The sequence below is a fragment of the Vibrio sp. CDRSL-10 TSBA genome, from assembly GCA_039696685.1.
GTDB lineage: Bacteria > Pseudomonadota > Gammaproteobacteria > Enterobacterales > Vibrionaceae > Vibrio.
In genome coordinates, this window is the sequence record CP155566.1 from 1,340,373 (window position 1) to 1,357,522 (window position 17,150).

Genomic DNA, 17,150 nt, shown 5'->3' on the forward strand with positions numbered 1-17,150 from the left:
CATGCAAAGTGAAAATATCATGCAATATATTGAACCACGTCCGGCCATTGTGACCAAATCAGACTGGAAAACCTGGTGCCGGAAAAATTTATTCTCATCCGCCTTCAACACGTTGCTGACGGTCGTCGGGTTGATGTTTGTGTTGTGGTTGGTTCCGACACTGCTTAACTGGTTTATTTTCAGCGCTACGTTTGTGGGTTCCTCCCAAGCAGATTGTACCTCGGCTGGCGCCTGCTGGCTGCCGGTAGTAAATCGGATTGAGCTGTTCACCTACGGTATGTATCCGGACGACCAGCAGTGGCGGGTGGATGTTGCCTTCGGACTGGCGGCTATCGCGATTCCAATGTTGTACATCAAGCGTTTTAACAAACGAGTGATGCTCTGCTACATCGCCGTGTTGCCCTTTGCGATGTGGATGTTGTTGAAAGGCGGCACGTTTGGCTTTGAAACCATTTCGACCACCAAATTTGCCGGCATCATGCTGACGCTGTTCCTGGCTATTTTTGGCATGGTGTTCGCGCTGCCGCTGGGTATTTTGCTGGCGCTGGGCCGACGTTCGCAACGCCCGGTGATTCATTGGCTCAGTGTGGCTTATATCGAATTAGTGCGCTCGGTGCCTGTGATAACGCTGCTGTTCATGGCGTCACTGATGATTCAGCTTTTCTTGCCGCCCGGCCAGGAGTTTGACGTGTTACTGCGCGTTGTCGCGGTACTGGTTTTGTTCACGGCGGCTTATATGGCGGAAACCATTCGCGGCGGCCTGCAGTCGATTCCTCAGGGGCAGTTTGAAGCGGCACAGGCACTCGGTTTCGGTTACTGGAAAATGATGGGGCAGATCATTTTGCCGCAAGTTCTGAAGAACTCAATTCCATCGTTGCTCAATCACTTTGTCGGCATTTTAAAAGAGACCACACTGGTCATGATTGTCGGTGTGCTTGATATCGTCGGTGTTGCTTCAAGCACCTTATCCAACGCGAAATGGGTTGGATTAGAAAACGAAATGTACGCATTTTTAGCGGTCTTTTTCTTTATCTGTTGTTTCTCTCTTTCCCAATACGCAGCGCATCTGGAACGCCGCTTGAAATAACGCTCATCAGGAGAATGTCATGGAAGTCATCAACATAAAAAATCTCAACAAGTGGTACGACTCCTACCACGCGTTACGCGATATCAACTTAAGCGTAAAAAAAGGTGAGCGCATCGTGATCTGCGGCCCATCCGGTTCCGGCAAGTCAACGTTGATTCGTTGTATTAACCAACTGGAGAAGCACCAGTCAGGTGCACTAAACGTATTTGGACAGGAAGTGAGTGACACGTCGAAAGATCTCATTGCGCTGCGTAAACAAGTCGGTATGTGTTTTCAGTCCTTTAATCTATTTCCGCATCTGACTGTGCTGGAAAACTGCGTATTGCCGCAGACTTCCAACCTGGGTGTGAAAGAAGAGGTAGCGATTGAAATCGCATTAGGGCTGCTGAATAAGGTCAAAATCAAAGAGCAGGCTAACAAATACCCAAGCCAGTTGTCCGGCGGACAGCAGCAGCGTGTTGCGATTGCCCGTGCGTTGTGTATGAACCCGCAAGTGATGCTGTTTGATGAGCCGACATCAGCCTTAGACCCGGAGATGATCTCCGAGGTTCTGGATGTGATGACCGATTTGGCCAGCGAAGGAATGACCATGCTGTGTGTGACCCATGAAATGGGTTTTGCGCGCAGGGTTGCTGACCGCGTCATCTTTATGGACCAGGGCCAGATTGTCGAAGAAAACAATCCCGAAGCCTTTTTCTCTGCGCCTGAGTCGCCGCGTACACGCGAATTTTTAAATCAATTGATTCACCACTAAGGAAGTTTATGTCCAACGAATATTCCATCGCCATTCATGGTGGTGCCGGAGCGATGTCGAAAGGAAAGCTGACTCCTGAGCAGGAGCTTGAAATTGAAAGCGTGCTCAAAACCATTATTGAAGAGGGATTAGCCAGCCTTGGGCAAGGCGCGGATGCGCTTGATGTCGTACAGGCGGCGGTTAACCAGCTAGAAGATTGCACCTGGTTTAACGCGGGCAAAGGCGCGGTATTTAACCATCAGGGCAAGCATGAGTTAGACGCCTCTATAATGTGCGGCAAGACGCTGGATGCCGGCGCTGTGTCCGGTATCCGCTTCAGTCCGAATCCGATCGATGTGGCGCGAGCTGTCATGGACAAATCCCCGCATGTCTATTTAGGTGGTGAGGGCGCTGAGCAGTTTGCCCGTGATTTGGGGCTGGCGCAGGTTGATAACAGCTATTTCTCGACTGAGATGCGTTATCAGCAACTGCAGTCGGCACTGCTTGTGCAGGAGGTGATTCTGGAGCCGACCGATAACGACTACAAATACGGCACGGTTGGCGCGGTCGCAAAAGATAAACACGGAAATCTGGCGGCGGCGACATCAACCGGTGGTATTACGAATAAACAGTACGGTCGTATTGGTGATTCTCCGGTCATCGGGGCCGGCACTTATGCCAATAACCAGACCTGTGCGGTTTCTGCAACCGGGCACGGCGAACATTTTCTCCGCCATGTGGTGGGCTACAACATTTCCTCACGTATGGCGTTAGCCGGTGAGGCCTTGGAACAAGCCGCTAACCACGTTGTTTTTAACGATCTACCTAGTACCGGTGGCAGTGGCGGGATCATTGCGGTCGACAGCCAAGGCCAGCTGACGCTGCCATTTAATACCGAGGGCATGTACCGCGGCTGGGGCAGCGCCAATCAGCCTGCACAATCGAAGATATACGAATAAACCACTCTCATCCCCACTGAGCTCAGACTGAACGATGCCACTCAACGTTATACCGAAAGTGGCATCTTCGGACTTCCAGCTTATGGGGAACCATCCGCCTGGTCTGCACGCAGTAGCTCCGCCGCGCGCAACTCCGGCCTACGTCCGCTATCACAAAAATCATTTTCTTGATGAGAACGAAGAGTTTGCCCTAGATTTTCACCTGCCTGTAGGTTTCTTTTGACGTTCATAACGTTGATTTCACGTCGCTGAGTGTGAATGGCGATCACAGTTTGAGGTAAAAAATAAAGGATATGTATTGTTTGAAAGCGCTCAGTTTTCTTGGTTGAGCCCCTGATAATCGATGATTTTTGTTTGTTAATTAGTCAGCGTTAATATAATAAACTGTCAAAATTGTGATCTATTTATCTTGTTAAATAGAATTGCCCAAGAATACGTGACTCTTCACCCAGTTTGCCTCGTCTTTATACTTTTCCTCTAGCCTCAATCATTAGCATTGATTCAATGCTTGCGTGTTTGTCCTTTGTCCCGTCTTATGGACACCATTTAGTATTGTGGTGTTAGAACATTCTCATTAGATTGAACATCATAGGATGTATAAACACTCTGATAAAAATAAATACTAAAAATAGTCATACTTACTAATTTGATCTGTAACTCAAGGTAAAAAATGAAAATGATTACCTCTCGACAACATCGATTATTACGATTCCTGCTACAACATCGGGAATACGTCACTTTATTCCATCTGGCAGAACAACTTGGTGTGTCGACAAAAACTATCCAGCGTGACCTGAATATTATTACTGCATACCTGGCTGATTTGAACGTGCAAATTGATAAAAAAGTAGGTGCTGGTGTTTTGCTGGTGGCTGAAAGCACCGCCGACCTGTTGCAACTGGAATTGCAACTGAGTGATGACAATGAAGATTCCGACGGCGTTTCTGGGCCATGCGCGACGGATAAAAATTGCCTCATGGCTATTGAGTGAAACCCCTAAAGAGACCTCAATTAACAAGCTTTCCGAGCGCCACCACATCAGCAATGCGTCAATCGTCAATGATTTAAAGGTGATCGAAGACTGGATCACACCGCTTGGGCTTGAACTGATTCGCAGCCAAAGCGGAACCCGAATTCAAGGTGATGAGAACAGTGTACGTCAGGCCATGGCGGCGTTGATTAACGGGTTAATCAACCATCAGGATCCCGGTTTGGTGAATCACTCCAGACTGGACCCGGGCAGCTATAAAGCCTTGGTGCACTATTTTGGCGAAGACGAGGTGGGGTTTGTTCAGGTTCTGCTGCAGGACATGGAAGAAGAGCTTGCGTATCCGTTAGGTGAACCTTACTACATCAATATTTTCACCCATATATTGATCATGATGCACCGGCGTATCAAGGGGAATTTGCTGGGAAATCCATGCTATGACGCGCGCCAGCATCCCAAGGATTCAGCATTCAGGGTAGCGGGCAAAATGGTGGATAAAATCGAGCAGCATATCGGTTTATCTTTACCGGAAAATGAGGTGTGGTTTATTTACCAGTACATTATTTCATCAGGAGTATTGGTATCTGAAAATCAAAGCAACAGTGTATTGCATACTGAATTATGCAGTTATCAGGCACGGGATATTTCACTGCAACTGGTCATACGATTTTCACAGCTGATTAATATTGATTTGGCTGCAGATAAACAGTTATTGGATGGTATGGAAGTACATATACGTCCGCTGATAAACCGTCTTCATTATCAAATTATCATTCGTAATCCACTGCTGGATGAAATTAAAAATGAGCTGGCGGATGTCTATCATTTGACGCGTATTGCCGTGAATGATCTGTTTACCACTGATATGTCAGCGGCCGTTTCTGATGATGAAGTCGGTTATCTGGCGGTCCATTTTCAGGCAGCCATTGAACGCCAGATCACGCACAAGCGTGTGTTACTGGTGTGTTCTACCGGGGTAGGGACGTCACACCTGCTCAAAAGCCGCATTTTAAGAGCATTTCCCGATTGGGAAATCGTGGCGACGGTGCCATCGAGTCACTTACAAAGCGTGAATCAGGAACTCGCACCTGATCTGATTATCTCGACGGTTCATGTGGCAGAAATTGACACTCCGGTGGTGTATGTCACCGCGTTTCTAAACGATGCGGATCTGCAGCGCATTACAGAAAAACTCATAACAGAAAAGCTACATCTCGCAAGCGATGCATATAACGTTACTCAATCTTAATCCCAGGATATCGAAGGTGATTTATGGACATTTCAAAAGTACTCAGTGTAAAGCACATTAAATTAAACATGGTCGCTACAACTAAAAAAGAAGCGATTGAAGAAACTGACCGATTTATTGGTTGAAGATGGTGCTGTGATTGATAAAGAGCATTTTGTCCGCGATGTATGGCTGCGCGAGGAACAAGGCTCAACCGGTTTTGAAAATCACATTGCTATTCCACACGGTAAATCTGAGGCAGTACGCCAAACCACATTAGCGATTGGCCGTACCCAAAACGAGATCCCTTGGGAAACCATGGATGGCAGTGACATTCGCTGCATTATTCTGTTTGCCGTTCGCATGGTTGACCAGAACACCACGCATATTCGTCTGTTATCACAAGTTTCAAGCGCATTGGCAGATGAAGAGATCATTGAGCAGTTGCTGCAAGAACAAGATCCACAAAAAATCGTTGAGCTGTTTAATCCGGAAACGGTAACGGAATAACGGTTTAATTTATTTTAACTATCAGCTAGTGGTTTAAACCAAAAATAAACTTGTCGAGGTTAATGATGAATATTGTAGGAATTACTGCATGTACTGTAGGTATTGCTCACACGTATATTGCGCAAAAGAAAATTGAAATAGCCGCTAAAAAGGCGGGCAATAACGTAAAGATTGAAACTCAGGGTACGATTGGCATCGAAAATAAACTGACCGATGAAGATATTGCCCAAGCGGATATTGTGCTGTTAGCCGCCGATGTTAATGTCACCGGTGAAGAACGATTTGCCGGAAAAAAAGTAGTTAAAGTGTCCACAGAAATCGCTATTAAATCGCCTAACAAGCTTATCGAAAAACTCCAGCAGTTAGTGACGGAGTAATTTCAGCCAGACCAATTACAATAACAAACAGAGGGTTTTATCTATGAGTATAAAGGACATCTGGAGAGCAGCTAACCCTAAAGGCCATCTGCTGACCGCTATCTCGTTTTTGATTCCGATTGTCTGTGGTGCCGGCTTTATTATTGCCATCGGCATGGCGATGGGAGGCAAGCCTCAGGACGCTTTGGTGCTGGGTGAGTTTGATTTGTGGACGTCAATGGCGACCATGGGAGCAAAGGCGCTCGGACTGTTACCGGTTGTGATTGCCTGTGGTATTGCCGGCTCGATTGCGGGTAAACCCGGCATCGCACCAGGTTTTGTTGTCGGCCTTGCGGCAAACACTATTTCTGCTGGTTTTATTGGCGGGATTCTGGGTGGTTACATTGCCGGGTATATCGCGCTGGGTATCATCAAAAATGTCAAGGTTTCCGAGCTGGGCCAGAGGCTTAATGCCGACCCTGATTGTGCCGTTTTTTGCCTCTGTGATCAGTGGATTAATCATGGTCTACATCATCGGCACACCGATCGGCATCTTCACCGATACCCTGACCGGTTTTCTGAGAAGCATGGGAACTTCATCGAATCTGGTGTTGGGTGCTGTGATTGGCGCTCTGTGTATCCTGGATTTCGGCGGACCGATCAATAAAACCTGTTTTGCCTTCGTACTGACGCTTCAGGCGCAGGGTATCAACGAACCGATTACTGCACTGCAGTTAGTCAACACGGCAACACCTATCGGCTTCGGACTGGCGTACTTCATTAGCAAACTTCTGCGCAAGAACATTTATAACAATGAAGAAATCGAAACCTTAAAATCGGCTGTTCCTATGGGTGTGGTGAACATTGTTGAAGGGTCTATACCGATCGTGATGAATGATATTGTGCGTGGTATCTCTGCGGCGGCCATCGGCGGCGCTTGTGGTGGTGCGGTGACCATGGTTTACGGTGCGGACGCAACAGTACCTTTCGGCGGCATATTTATGATTCCGACCATGTCCAATCCAATGGCCGGTATTATGGCTCTGGTCGTTAATATACTTGTCACTGCCACCGTTTATGCAGTAATCAAAAAAGATGTTCCTCGTGATGTTGTTATAAATAACGATGATGAAGAGGAAGATATCGACCTAGACGATATAAAAATCAGCTAAATATATTTTAAATTTTCAATCCAGTTAATTTAACGGCCTTAATTAAAGTTTCGGTCGATGGGTCTCTGCACCCTTAAAAACAGATTATCTTTTCTCTAACGAACGGATTATATAACCATGAGTGAACATATTAATATTTCGCCATCGTTAATGACGATGGACCTGGATCAGTTCAAAGAGCAGATTACTTTTTTAAACGACCATGTCGATTCATTCCATATTGATATTATGGATGGCCATTTTGTGCCTAACCTGAGCTTATCGCCATGGTTTATCGAACAAACCCGCAAGCTGACCAACAAAGAAATGTCGGCCCATTTAATGGTGACGGATCCTTCATTCTGGGTACAGCAGCTGATTGATATTCGATGTGAGGTCATTTGCATGCCGGCAGAAACGTGTTAACGGCATCGCTTTCCGGCTGATTGACCAAATCCATGATGCGGGGCTGAAAGCGGGTATCGTATTGAACCCGGAAACGCCGGTCAGCGAGATCCTGCCTTACATCGATCTGTTGGACAAAGTCACGGTGATGACGGTCGATCCTGGCTTTGCCGGTCAGCGTTTCCTGGTCAATATGCTGGATAAAATTACCGAACTGCGCCAACTGCGTGAAGAAAATGGTTACCAGTATCAGATTGAGATGGACGGTTCGACCAATAAGAAGCACTGGAAAGTGATTCACGATGCCAAGCCTGACATTTATGTGATAGGCCGCAGCGGGCTGTTCAACCTGGCTGATAATATCCACAGTTCGTGGGAGATGATGGTGACGGAGTTTGAACAGGCAACCGGCGAAAAATTTGCCTGATAGTCTGGCGAATGGTTAATGTTTACCGATAAAAAGAGAGCATAGATACATGCTCTCTTTTCTTTGCTGCCCTCTACTCGATGGGGGTTCCTGCAACGGCAACCGCGCAAGACCTTCTCTCTGTCGTGCTTGTGGTAGGTGCTGTGAGCGCTACGATTTTCACCAGCTATGCGTTTATCTTCTCCCATGCTGGGGTACGAAACCTTTATCGAAAATCCAAAGCTATATTTGAGGGTGTGTTTGCGGTGTTCTTCGGTACCGCGAGTGTTAAGCTTCTGCTGAGTGATATAAAAGGGTAGGTGAACTAAAGCTTCTCTGGGCTGGGGCGTGCCATGATTTCGCGGCATTGTAAGCCACGCTTTTGCTTTCTCGGTTTCTTTGAGCTTACTGTCAGCGTGCCAGTCACTTTTTGCTTGCCAAAGAATGGCCAGCTATGCGCTTGGGTTCTTTGGCGTTGCTCTGACTGGGTTTTAGGCGTTTCCGACGCCAAAAGCCTCAAAACTCGTCCTGATTTTTTGCCCTGATTTGGTGGTTTCAGAAAGTTACCTAGCTCGGTTTTGCCCCATTATTTGCTAAAAAAAATTTTCGATCGATAAATCCCGTCAGAATTTGCCCTATATTTCCTAATGTCGAACCAGAGCCGGGGTGTGCACATTCTGGACAAAAGCGAGAAAAACACGAACTCTTAAGAGTTTTGTCCAGAATGTATAGTCATTCAAAAGAGAACATTGATTAAAAAGGCTCTAATGACAAAGCAATCGTCAATAGCACTGGCAAAGTTACGATGCTTAAAAAGTTACCAAACAGAACCATTGAAGCGACCTTGGCAGGCTCAAGGCCAAACCTTTCAGCAAGCAGGTAATTCATGACTGCTGGAGGCAACATCGAAAAGAGTAACATCATCTGCAAATGCATGGTCGGCAGTGGAATAAGCATATAAATAATCCCAAAAGTAACCGCCCCTGTTGCCAACGACTGCAGAGTGCAAAGCAGACCGACTTTAAGACCGCTCAGGCGCATATTACACATCTGAGTCCCGAGGGATAAAAGCATAATTGGGACGGCTGTCTGCCCCAGAAGTGCTGTTGCATCATAAAGAGGCTCCCAGATACCAATGTCGGTCAAGTTTAGTATCAGAGCCACAATAGCCGCGATAAACATAGGCATACGTACAACCTGCTTAAGAGGATTCCCTTTGCTGACGAATGTCAGACCAAGACTGACATGCGTACAAACCGAAACGACGAGCAACAGTACTGCTGGTGCTATAGCATCCTCGCCAAACGTGTAAGTAAAGAGAGGTATTGCTAAGTTACCACTATTGCGAAACATATGTGGCGGAGCCCAGACTTTGTAAGGAAGTTTAAACAACCGACATATTGGAACCATTAACAAGCCAGGGATAAATATCGCAACAAGCGAAGCACTAAGCAGCGGCACTTGGGTCATATCAAGTGGCATCGTTTCCTACTGAAGAAAACACCAGAGCAGGCAAGAGCATATCCATGTTAATACGGTTAATGGGCCGAAAATCCATTTTAATCCAACGACCAATGCCGTACCCCATAGCCACGAGGGAAAATAGCGGAAACAGTATTCCAATGACTAATTCAAACATCTTACTACCTGTTTTCCAGTGCTGTCTGTAAACGCTCTAAAGCGATGGCAAGACTAGTGTGATTGGTACCGTAACAGACACGCAGGTGACCACACCCCGCCTCTCCAAATGCTTCCCCGGGTGCGACGCCTACTTTAGACTTCTCAATCATATCCAGAATAAATGGCTGGCTATTGTTAGCTAACCCATCAACCTTCAGGAAGGCATAAAAGGTTGCCGGCATTTCATACAAGGTTACGCCAGAGATATTACCTAATGCTTCACGCACCATATCTCTCGAATGACGAAAACGCTTCAGTGTCTGTTGTAAAAAGACTTCGCCCTGCTCAATTGCAGCAACGCCTGCGGCCTGAACAAAGGCAGGAGCACAGGAAACATTAAACTCAATCAGCTTGGTAATCGTTGGCCGGAGAGGCTTAGGCAGAGTAAGCCAGCCCAAACGCCATCCCGTCATACACCAGGTTTTGGAGAAACTATTACAAACAATAATACGATCATGGTCATCGATGAACTGACAAAAGGAAGGGGCAGATGTTCCCTCATAAACATGGCGGTTATACACTTCATCCGAGATTACCCATACCCCGGTCTGTCGAGAAAACTCGGTTATCGCTTTAAGCTGTTGTTCGCTCGCCATCCATCCAGTCGGATTGGCTGGTGAATTGATAACTAATGCCCGGGCATCTTTCGTCACCGCAAAAAGCGCCTCCATATCCAGTTCGAATCGTCCTTCGACCTGAGTAAGCGGGAACTCTACGACTTCCGCACCAAGTAGACTTGGAATAGCGGTCAGTATCGGATAAGCAGGACTGATAACAACCACCTTATCCCCTGGCTTTAATACGGCCTGAGCGGCAAGCATCACCGCATTGGTACCTGACAAGGTCACTACGATATTCTCATCGGTAAACGGACGCTCAAACAGACGTGACTGGTAGTCAGCCAGCGCCTGGCGCAACTGCGGTATACCATTGTTTGGTGTATACAATGTCTGCCCCTGCTCCAGGCTTTCGAAAGCCGCCTGCTTAATAAAATCAGGTGTAACAATATCTGACTCTCCAAACCACAGGGGAATGACATCTTTTTGCGACATACCAAAGTTGGCAATAGCGCGGATAGAAGACTCTTTCAATTGTGACGCAACCGGACTGATGTCGCTAAGTATGGAAGACTGCATTGTTGTACCTCGGCTAAAAACTCGACTAATAAGCTCTAATCTTATCGGTCATAGCAGGAATTGCCTTGCTTTTCAGGTGTGACATAAGCCCACTTTTGCATTAGTCTTCCAATTATTGCCTCATTAATGGCGGAGTCTTTCTATGAAGAAGCTTGATAAAGTCGATATTGCCGTATTGCAGCGTTTGCAGCAGGATGGACGCTTAACAAATGCAAAGCTTGCCCAAGAGCTGGCAATCAGTGAAACCCCCTGTTGGAGGAGGCTAAAGCGCTTGGAAGAAGAGCAATATATAGAGGGGTATCAGGCTAACCTGAATCGCCGCAAGCTAGGGTTTGGCGTTCTGGCATTTGTTCAGCTTACCTGTACAAAGCATGATACTGAAACAACCAGGATTTTCGAGTCTATTATCCAAAGCTCTGAGAACGTGCTTTCTTGCCACAATACAACCGGCGATTCGGATTTTATGCTCCAGGTTGTCGCTAAAGATCTTGATGATTACAGCGATTTTGTTGAAAGAGAGCTAAGGCAGCTACCCGGCGTGTCTGTGATTAGCTCAAATATTTCTCTACGAGAGCTGAAGTCATCCACAAGGCTACCGGTTTCTCTCTGACACAACCAACCTATGTCACAATTTCTTTACATCTGAATTAGTCTTTCATAATTACGTTATTTTATGAAAGACTATGTACTTTTTGATTGATATCCAGGCAACCTTTGCAAGGTAATTTCTTCGCAAAAAGATAGACTGTTAACAACTGATACCACTAAACAGCACTGCGGAGAAGCCTATGAAAGCCGTCGTTATAGAAAAATTTTCATCTATTCCAGAAATCAAAAATGTACCGGATCCAACACCCGCTTCCCATGGTGTGGTAATTAAAGTTGAAGCGACTGGTGTATGTCGCAGTGACTGGCACTGCTGGCAAGGTCATGATGAGGACGTTGTACTCCCGCACGTACCCGGTCATGAATTTGCCGGTGTTATCGAAGAAGTTGGTTCAGAGGTGAATAGGTTCAAGGTTGGCCAGCGAGTGACAGTGCCGTTTGTAAACGCATGTGGCTCCTGTCCTGAGTGTAATACCGGTAATCATCAGGTGTGTGGTAATCAGACCCAGCCCGGCTTTACGCATTGGGGATCATTTGCTGAATACACCACTGTTGATCACGCTGACGTAAATTTGGTCACCCTACCAGAGCATCTGGACTTTGTTACAGCAGCCAGCCTTGGCTGCCGGTTTGTAACTTCATTCAGAGCGGTAGTCGATCAAGGCAAAGTTTCTGCCGGACAATGGGTAGCAGTACATGGCTGTGGTGGTGTCGGCCTGTCAGCGATTATGATTGCGACTGCAATTGGTGCCAATGTAATCGCCATCGATATTGATGATACCAAGCTGGAAATGGCACGCTCGCTTGGGGCTGTAGCCACGGTAAATGGCAATAAAGTCGCTGATGTTGCAGAAGCTGTAATTGAGATCAGTAAAGGAGGTGCACATGTTTCTCTTGATGCTCTGGGGCACCCTATCACCTGTGTAAACTCAGTGAAGAGCTTGCGCAAATTAGGCAAGCATATACAAGTCGGGTTATTACTTGCTGAACAGGCTAATCCTGCTATGCCTATGGCTAAAGTTATCGCTGACGAACTGGAAATTATAGGTAGCCACGGCATGCAAGCACATCGTTACGATGCCATGTTAGCCATGATGATGTCCGGAAAATTAACACCAGAGAAATTGCTGGGCCGTACTATCAGCCTGGAACAATCGATTGAGGCTCTAACCACTATGGATTCGGCAACCACACCTGGCGTTACGGTTGTTACAGGTTTCTAAGGAGGGCGAAATGACACAAGATAAACAATCTCCGATTATCGGGTTTATTGGGGGTGGTAATATGGCCGCCGCCATGATTAGTGGGCTGATTTCGAAAGGTTTTCTGGCGCAAGATATACAGGTGTCAGAACCATCCGCAGAAAGAGTGGCATGGTTATCAGACAAATATGGTGTATCTACGGTAAGTAAAACGCAGGATGTCGTTGATAAGTCCGATGTTGTTGTGCTGGCGGTCAAGCCTCAGGTTATAGAAGCTGTTGCAAAACAAATTGATATCAGAGCAGATAGAAGTCAGGTTTTTGTTTCCATCGCTGCAGGCACATCTATCAAAACACTCGAGAATATATTGGGCCATGAGTGTGCAATAGTGCGCTTGATGCCCAATATGCCAGCGCTGGTCGGCGCTGGGATGTCTGGTTTATATGCAAATGCCAACACCGATGAGCAACAAAAGAAGCTTGCAACCACGGTCGCTGAATCTTTTGGTGAGTGCTTAGAAGTACAGAATGAAAATGACATTAACCTAGTCACAGCGCTTTCTGGTAGCGGTCCGGCGTATTTCCTGCTTATGATGCAATGCATGATCTCGGCTGGTGAAGAGCTGGGGATGAGATCTGATGATGTAAAGCGCCTGGTTGGTCATACGGCCCTGGGGGCTGCAAAATTAGCATTACTATCTGATGATGAACCAGATACACTTTGCCAACGTATTGCGTCACCCGGCGGAAACCACTGAAGCGGCGCTTACTACTCTGCATGAGAGAGAAGTTGAAAGTGCTGTAAAACAAGCGGTTAAAGCGGCATACCAGCGTGCTTTGGAATTAAGTGTTTAAGTAGGCAGAGGCAATATATGAGCTACTTAAATGCATAGTTATGCGAACTACTAATATGCTCCAGCTTTTAAAAATGCTCACTGATGTCCAATTCCTGTTACGGCGACCACCGTTATAAATGGTGGTCATTGTCGTTTTGGGATACTAAAACTTATCGATAGAGTAGAAATCGTCCTATCGTCCTAAATTGAAAATGTCCATAGGTGTGACAGCACGATCATAGCTAGCAAGTTTATGCCCCAAAGCTTGTTAGTACAAATGCTCAGCTTGCTCTGAGGATGTTAATTTTGGATTGATTTTCCTAATGTGATCGGAACACTTAGTTGCGCATTAGATCTATCCCAATAAACTCATATGTTTAAGACGACCAGTTGTCTTGTCTTGACAACACTTCTTGATTTTGAGTCCAGCGCCACAAAAAACGCTTCTAATTAGGCTTCAACTCAACATCGGCATCATTATAGAAAGTACGTCTTTGAATCCGAGACGCTTTGGCTTGCCTTGAGGAAACGTACTGTCTAGGGACTCTCAATACGAGCATATTTGAATCTCGGTGGTTTAGATTAGTTTGCGTCCATTCAAGGTGAGTCGACGTCATTTGGAATGGGGGGTTTCTTAGTAGAACGCTCGGAAAGTGATGATGCTTCAAACATAGGTAAACACAGTGGAAATCACGTCCAATGTTTGCCAAGAGGTCCTATATGGTATAACTTCGAAAGGTTGAATTCGGGACTAACTGGTTTTTATAAATGTATAAAAAAATTAACTTAAGAAAACTAATACTTCTAATATGTTTTTTTAGTGTCATAGTTAGTTTGGCGAGCGCTTTCTATTCTATTTATCATACTCAAAGAGCATTGATTATTGATAACACGATGGAGTCAAATCGAGTTTATGCCGAGAAGATGGCTGAAATGACCAATGCATTTATTGGCTCATCCATGTCACAGCTTAGATATAGCGCCAAAATATTAAGTACTAAATTTCATGACCAGAGTACCCTTAGGAATGAAGTTGATAGATTAAAATATCAAACAAATTCATTTAATTCAGTGGTAATCGTAAACTCAGAAGGTGTTATTGCATCAATTTCTCCTGAAACGATTCAAGTTCAAGGTGTAAAATTAAAAAGTTATCAAGCAAAGCAATCGTTACGAGCAAAAAAACCACTAGTCACTGACCCTTTTATTTCACCCGCCGGAAATTTTTTAACTAGTATTTCTTATCCTATATTTTCTGAAAGTGGGGAATATTTAGGATATATAAGTGGCACTATATATCTAGACAAAGAAAATATTCTAAGCACACTATTATCCAAACACAGTTATGTTGATGGTTCATATTTATACGTTGTAGATAGAAATCACACCATTTTGTATCACCCGAATCAAGAGATGGTTGGTAAAACCATTGATGATAATGCTGCAATTAATTCAGTGACAGAAGGTAAGACAGGTGGAAAAGACATATTTAACAGTCAAGGCGTTGAAATGCTGGCTGGCTACTCACCTGTTACTTCATCGGGTTGGGGAATTGTTGCACAAAAATCAAAGTCACTTACACTAAAAGTTCTACAAGATAGACTGAAACAAGTAGTTTTAACAACGCTACCATTAGCAATCATAATACTCATTTTTATATGGTTTGCTTCAGCATACATATCACGGCCATTGTGGCAGTTGGCAAGCATAGCTAAAAATTTCGAAAACCATTTAACTGTAGTTGATGAGCTACGAAAAATCGCTCCATGGTACTATGAAGTCAGTAATCTAAAACGAAGCTTTATGACTGCTTTTAATGTCGTATCTAGTACTATTGATGAATTAAACACTAATAGTATGACCGACTCTCTTACAGGATTGTTAAATAGAAGAGGGTTTGAAACTGTATTGGAAGGTCTTGAAACCGAAAAAAAACCTTTCTCCGTGTTGGCTATTGACATTGATTACTTCAAGAAAGTTAATGATACATACGGTCATGACGCAGGCGATAAGTTGCTAATTTGTTTTGCAGAAACGTTAAAAAAACAAGCACGTGAAAAGGACTTTATCATCCGTGCAGGAGGAGAGGAATTTTTTATACTTTTACCAAGCAGTGATGGAGATAAAGCTGAAATAATCGCAGAAAGAATCAGAAAAAGCATTGAATCAACAAACTACCCTCTAGTGGGAAATATAACCGCATCCATTGGGATATCTCATTACTCAAATTATGACGAGCCAATAGATGAAACTTTAAAATTAGCCGATCAAGCTCTTTACAAAGCCAAGTCCAACGGTCGAAATAGAATAGAGACTAATTATTAGGCCTTACTTGGTTCGGTTTTGTGAATTGCCGCTGATTTCCTAGACGCCGTTTAGTTAGAATAGGCGAAATTTGTCTAGGAGATCGGTGGCGGTCCATACAACACCGCTATCGGAATCAGAAGTAAAGGCTTTATTCTCAGATTTTGAATTAGTCAGGTTTCTTTGAACGTGATGAAAAGCGAAAACTTCATCGGGTAGAATGAAGCATTGGCATACTTTTTCTAATCCGATAGAAACCTTCTGATTACTAGTCCTAGCACGTTTCTGTCCAAATGTATGGTACGCCCCGTTTTGCAAGTAAAAATTCAAAATAACGGAGTTGGTTTGCGCTAATGTATTCAGAGTCTGATTGAGACCTTTTTCTTTAGCCCCAGCTCTACGATGAGATCCGCGCCAGATTGTCCTCAAAAGTGTGAAAGCATAGTAGTTGCTGTTTTGGACATCAGGTCTTCAATCTGGTGGTCTAACCGTTTTGTCATCTTTCATTTTCATATGCAAACTTGATTTATGTTCTGATCTCAAAAATTTTATGAGTTGCCATAACAGACCAAGCAATTCTGGCGAGTTTGTTTGCCAGTGCTACTAAAGCCACATTGAATGGTTTACGACGCTTTAAGTCTATTATCCATGTACCAAAATACTTCTCTGCGGTAGCATCGCGCCACAGTACAGATCTAGCCGCGTGAACAAAAAGCTCGCGAAGCTCTTTGTTTCCACGTTTAGATATTCCAAGAAGCTTCGGCTTGCCTCCTGTTGAATATTGAAATGGAACCAGTCCTATCCAAGCAGCAAAATTACGACCATTGGAAAAGTCTTTGGGGTTTGATACAACAGATAGACAACAAGCAGCAGTCATTGGCCCGATACCAGGGATCGATTGCAGCATAGTAAATAGCTCATTGCCGTTGTTAATAGTCTCAATTTTCTTATCTTGTTCTTTAATCTTCTCATTAAGATGATTGTAATGATCAAGTTGTTCTCGTAACTCAAGAACAAGTAATGGGGCAACTGGTTGCCCGGTGTCAGCAAGCCACTGAAAAAGCCGCTTCATATTTGCATGGCCACGAGGAAAGCTGAAACCAAACTCAACAAGAATTGAAGTAATACGGTTCATAACAGCCGTTTCGCTCCCTGATATAGCCAGTTCGAATTCGACGAATCACACTTCCTATTTGTGCTTGTTCAGATTTCGGTGTGACAAACCTCATTTTCGGTCTTGTCGCTGCTTCAGCTATGGCGTCAGCGTCAATAAAGTCATTTTTGTGGCTTTTAACATAGGGTTTAACATACTGAGGTGGAATGAGCTTAACTTGATGTCCAAACTCTTGGCAACGTCTAGCTAGCCAATGAGCACCACAACAAGCCTCCATTGCTATGGTTACAGGCTCATGTGCAGAGATATATTGAATGAGTTTAACTCTAGAGAATTTATGTCGATAGAGTTCACGCCCAGAATGGTCGTGACCAACCAAATGAAAGGTAGATTTACCAAGATCGATACCGATTGTTTTGATAGCTGACATGATGGCACCTCCTGAAGTTC

General features: G+C 44.9%; 15 protein-coding genes and 3 pseudogenes. 15 read left to right on the forward strand and 3 right to left on the reverse strand.

Features of this window, described 5'->3' with window-relative positions; genetic code table 11:
• Position 1: 1 nt before the first annotated feature.
• The 11 genes and pseudogenes from ABDK09_13620 (at position 2) to ABDK09_13670 (ending at position 7,844) form a co-directional block, all read left to right on the forward strand.
• The gene (locus tag ABDK09_13620) at positions 2-1,087 is read left to right on the forward strand and encodes an amino acid ABC transporter permease (GenBank protein ID XAW90439.1); all 1,086 of its coding nucleotides are present in this window, start codon (positions 2-4) and stop codon (positions 1,085-1,087) included.
• Between the two features lie 19 nt (positions 1,088-1,106).
• On the forward strand, positions 1,107-1,841 hold the full coding sequence (locus tag ABDK09_13625) for an amino acid ABC transporter ATP-binding protein (GenBank protein XAW90440.1): 735 nt from the start codon (positions 1,107-1,109) through the stop codon (positions 1,839-1,841).
• A gap of 8 nt (positions 1,842-1,849) precedes the next feature.
• The gene (locus tag ABDK09_13630) at positions 1,850-2,779 is read left to right on the forward strand and encodes an isoaspartyl peptidase/L-asparaginase (GenBank protein ID XAW90441.1); all 930 of its coding nucleotides are present in this window, start codon (positions 1,850-1,852) and stop codon (positions 2,777-2,779) included.
• Positions 2,780-2,903: 124 nt separating this feature from the next.
• Positions 2,904-3,002: pseudogene (locus ABDK09_13635) on the forward strand (AraC family transcriptional regulator).
• Between the two features lie 447 nt (positions 3,003-3,449).
• Positions 3,450-3,770, forward strand: coding sequence for an HTH domain-containing protein (locus tag ABDK09_13640; GenBank protein ID XAW90442.1), 321 nt, complete (start codon positions 3,450-3,452; stop codon positions 3,768-3,770).
• Positions 3,703-5,016, forward strand: a complete 1,314-nt coding sequence (locus ABDK09_13645) for a PRD domain-containing protein (GenBank protein ID XAW90443.1) — start codon at positions 3,703-3,705, stop codon at positions 5,014-5,016. Before ABDK09_13640 ends, ABDK09_13645 begins: the two co-directional genes overlap by 68 nt.
• Positions 5,017-5,112: 96 nt before the next feature.
• Positions 5,113-5,505: a fructose PTS transporter subunit IIA gene (locus ABDK09_13650; protein ID XAW90444.1), complete on the forward strand. Its 393-nt coding sequence runs from the start codon at positions 5,113-5,115 to the stop codon at positions 5,503-5,505.
• 62 nt (positions 5,506-5,567) lie between these two features.
• Entirely contained in the window at positions 5,568-5,882 is a 315-nt protein-coding gene (locus tag ABDK09_13655) for a PTS fructose transporter subunit IIB (protein ID XAW90445.1), read from the forward strand.
• Between the two features lie 500 nt (positions 5,883-6,382).
• Positions 6,383-7,033: a hypothetical protein gene (locus tag ABDK09_13660; protein XAW90446.1), complete on the forward strand. Its 651-nt coding sequence runs from the start codon at positions 6,383-6,385 to the stop codon at positions 7,031-7,033.
• 117 nt (positions 7,034-7,150) lie between these two features.
• The gene (locus ABDK09_13665) at positions 7,151-7,438 is read left to right on the forward strand and encodes a hypothetical protein (protein ID XAW90447.1); all 288 of its coding nucleotides are present in this window, start codon (positions 7,151-7,153) and stop codon (positions 7,436-7,438) included.
• Positions 7,404-7,844: a hypothetical protein gene (locus ABDK09_13670; GenBank protein ID XAW90448.1), complete on the forward strand. Its 441-nt coding sequence runs from the start codon at positions 7,404-7,406 to the stop codon at positions 7,842-7,844. The genes ABDK09_13665 and ABDK09_13670 overlap by 35 nt, the downstream gene beginning before the upstream one ends.
• Positions 7,845-8,576: 732 nt before the next feature.
• Here ABDK09_13670 and ABDK09_13675 read toward each other — a convergent pair.
• Positions 8,577-9,462, reverse strand: a pseudogene (locus ABDK09_13675) (AEC family transporter).
• 4 nt (positions 9,463-9,466) lie between these two features.
• Positions 9,467-10,639 carry a pyridoxal phosphate-dependent aminotransferase gene (locus tag ABDK09_13680; protein ID XAW90449.1) on the reverse strand — a complete coding sequence of 391 codons (1,173 nt, stop codon included), beginning with the start codon at positions 10,637-10,639 and terminating at the stop codon, positions 9,467-9,469.
• Between the two features lie 142 nt (positions 10,640-10,781).
• On the opposite strand from ABDK09_13680, the gene ABDK09_13685 reads away from it, so the two are divergent.
• The 4 genes from ABDK09_13685 (at position 10,782) to ABDK09_13700 (ending at position 15,607) form a co-directional block, all read left to right on the forward strand.
• Positions 10,782-11,249 (forward strand): Lrp/AsnC family transcriptional regulator, encoded by a 468-nt coding sequence (locus ABDK09_13685; protein XAW90450.1) that lies wholly within the window; start codon positions 10,782-10,784, stop codon positions 11,247-11,249.
• Between the two features lie 178 nt (positions 11,250-11,427).
• A complete protein-coding gene (locus tag ABDK09_13690; protein ID XAW90451.1) occupies positions 11,428-12,468 on the forward strand; it encodes a zinc-dependent alcohol dehydrogenase family protein in 1,041 nt (346 codons plus the stop codon).
• 10 nt (positions 12,469-12,478) lie between these two features.
• Positions 12,479-13,204, forward strand: a complete 726-nt coding sequence (gene proC / locus ABDK09_13695; GenBank protein ID XAW90452.1) for a pyrroline-5-carboxylate reductase — start codon at positions 12,479-12,481, stop codon at positions 13,202-13,204.
• Positions 13,205-14,050: 846 nt separating this feature from the next.
• Positions 14,051-15,607 (forward strand): sensor domain-containing diguanylate cyclase, encoded by a 1,557-nt coding sequence (locus tag ABDK09_13700; protein XAW90453.1) that lies wholly within the window; start codon positions 14,051-14,053, stop codon positions 15,605-15,607.
• Between the two features lie 505 nt (positions 15,608-16,112).
• On the opposite strand, the pseudogene ABDK09_13705 reads toward ABDK09_13700, so the two are convergent.
• Positions 16,113-17,130: pseudogene (locus ABDK09_13705) on the reverse strand (IS110 family transposase).
• Positions 17,131-17,150 lie beyond the last annotated feature (20 nt).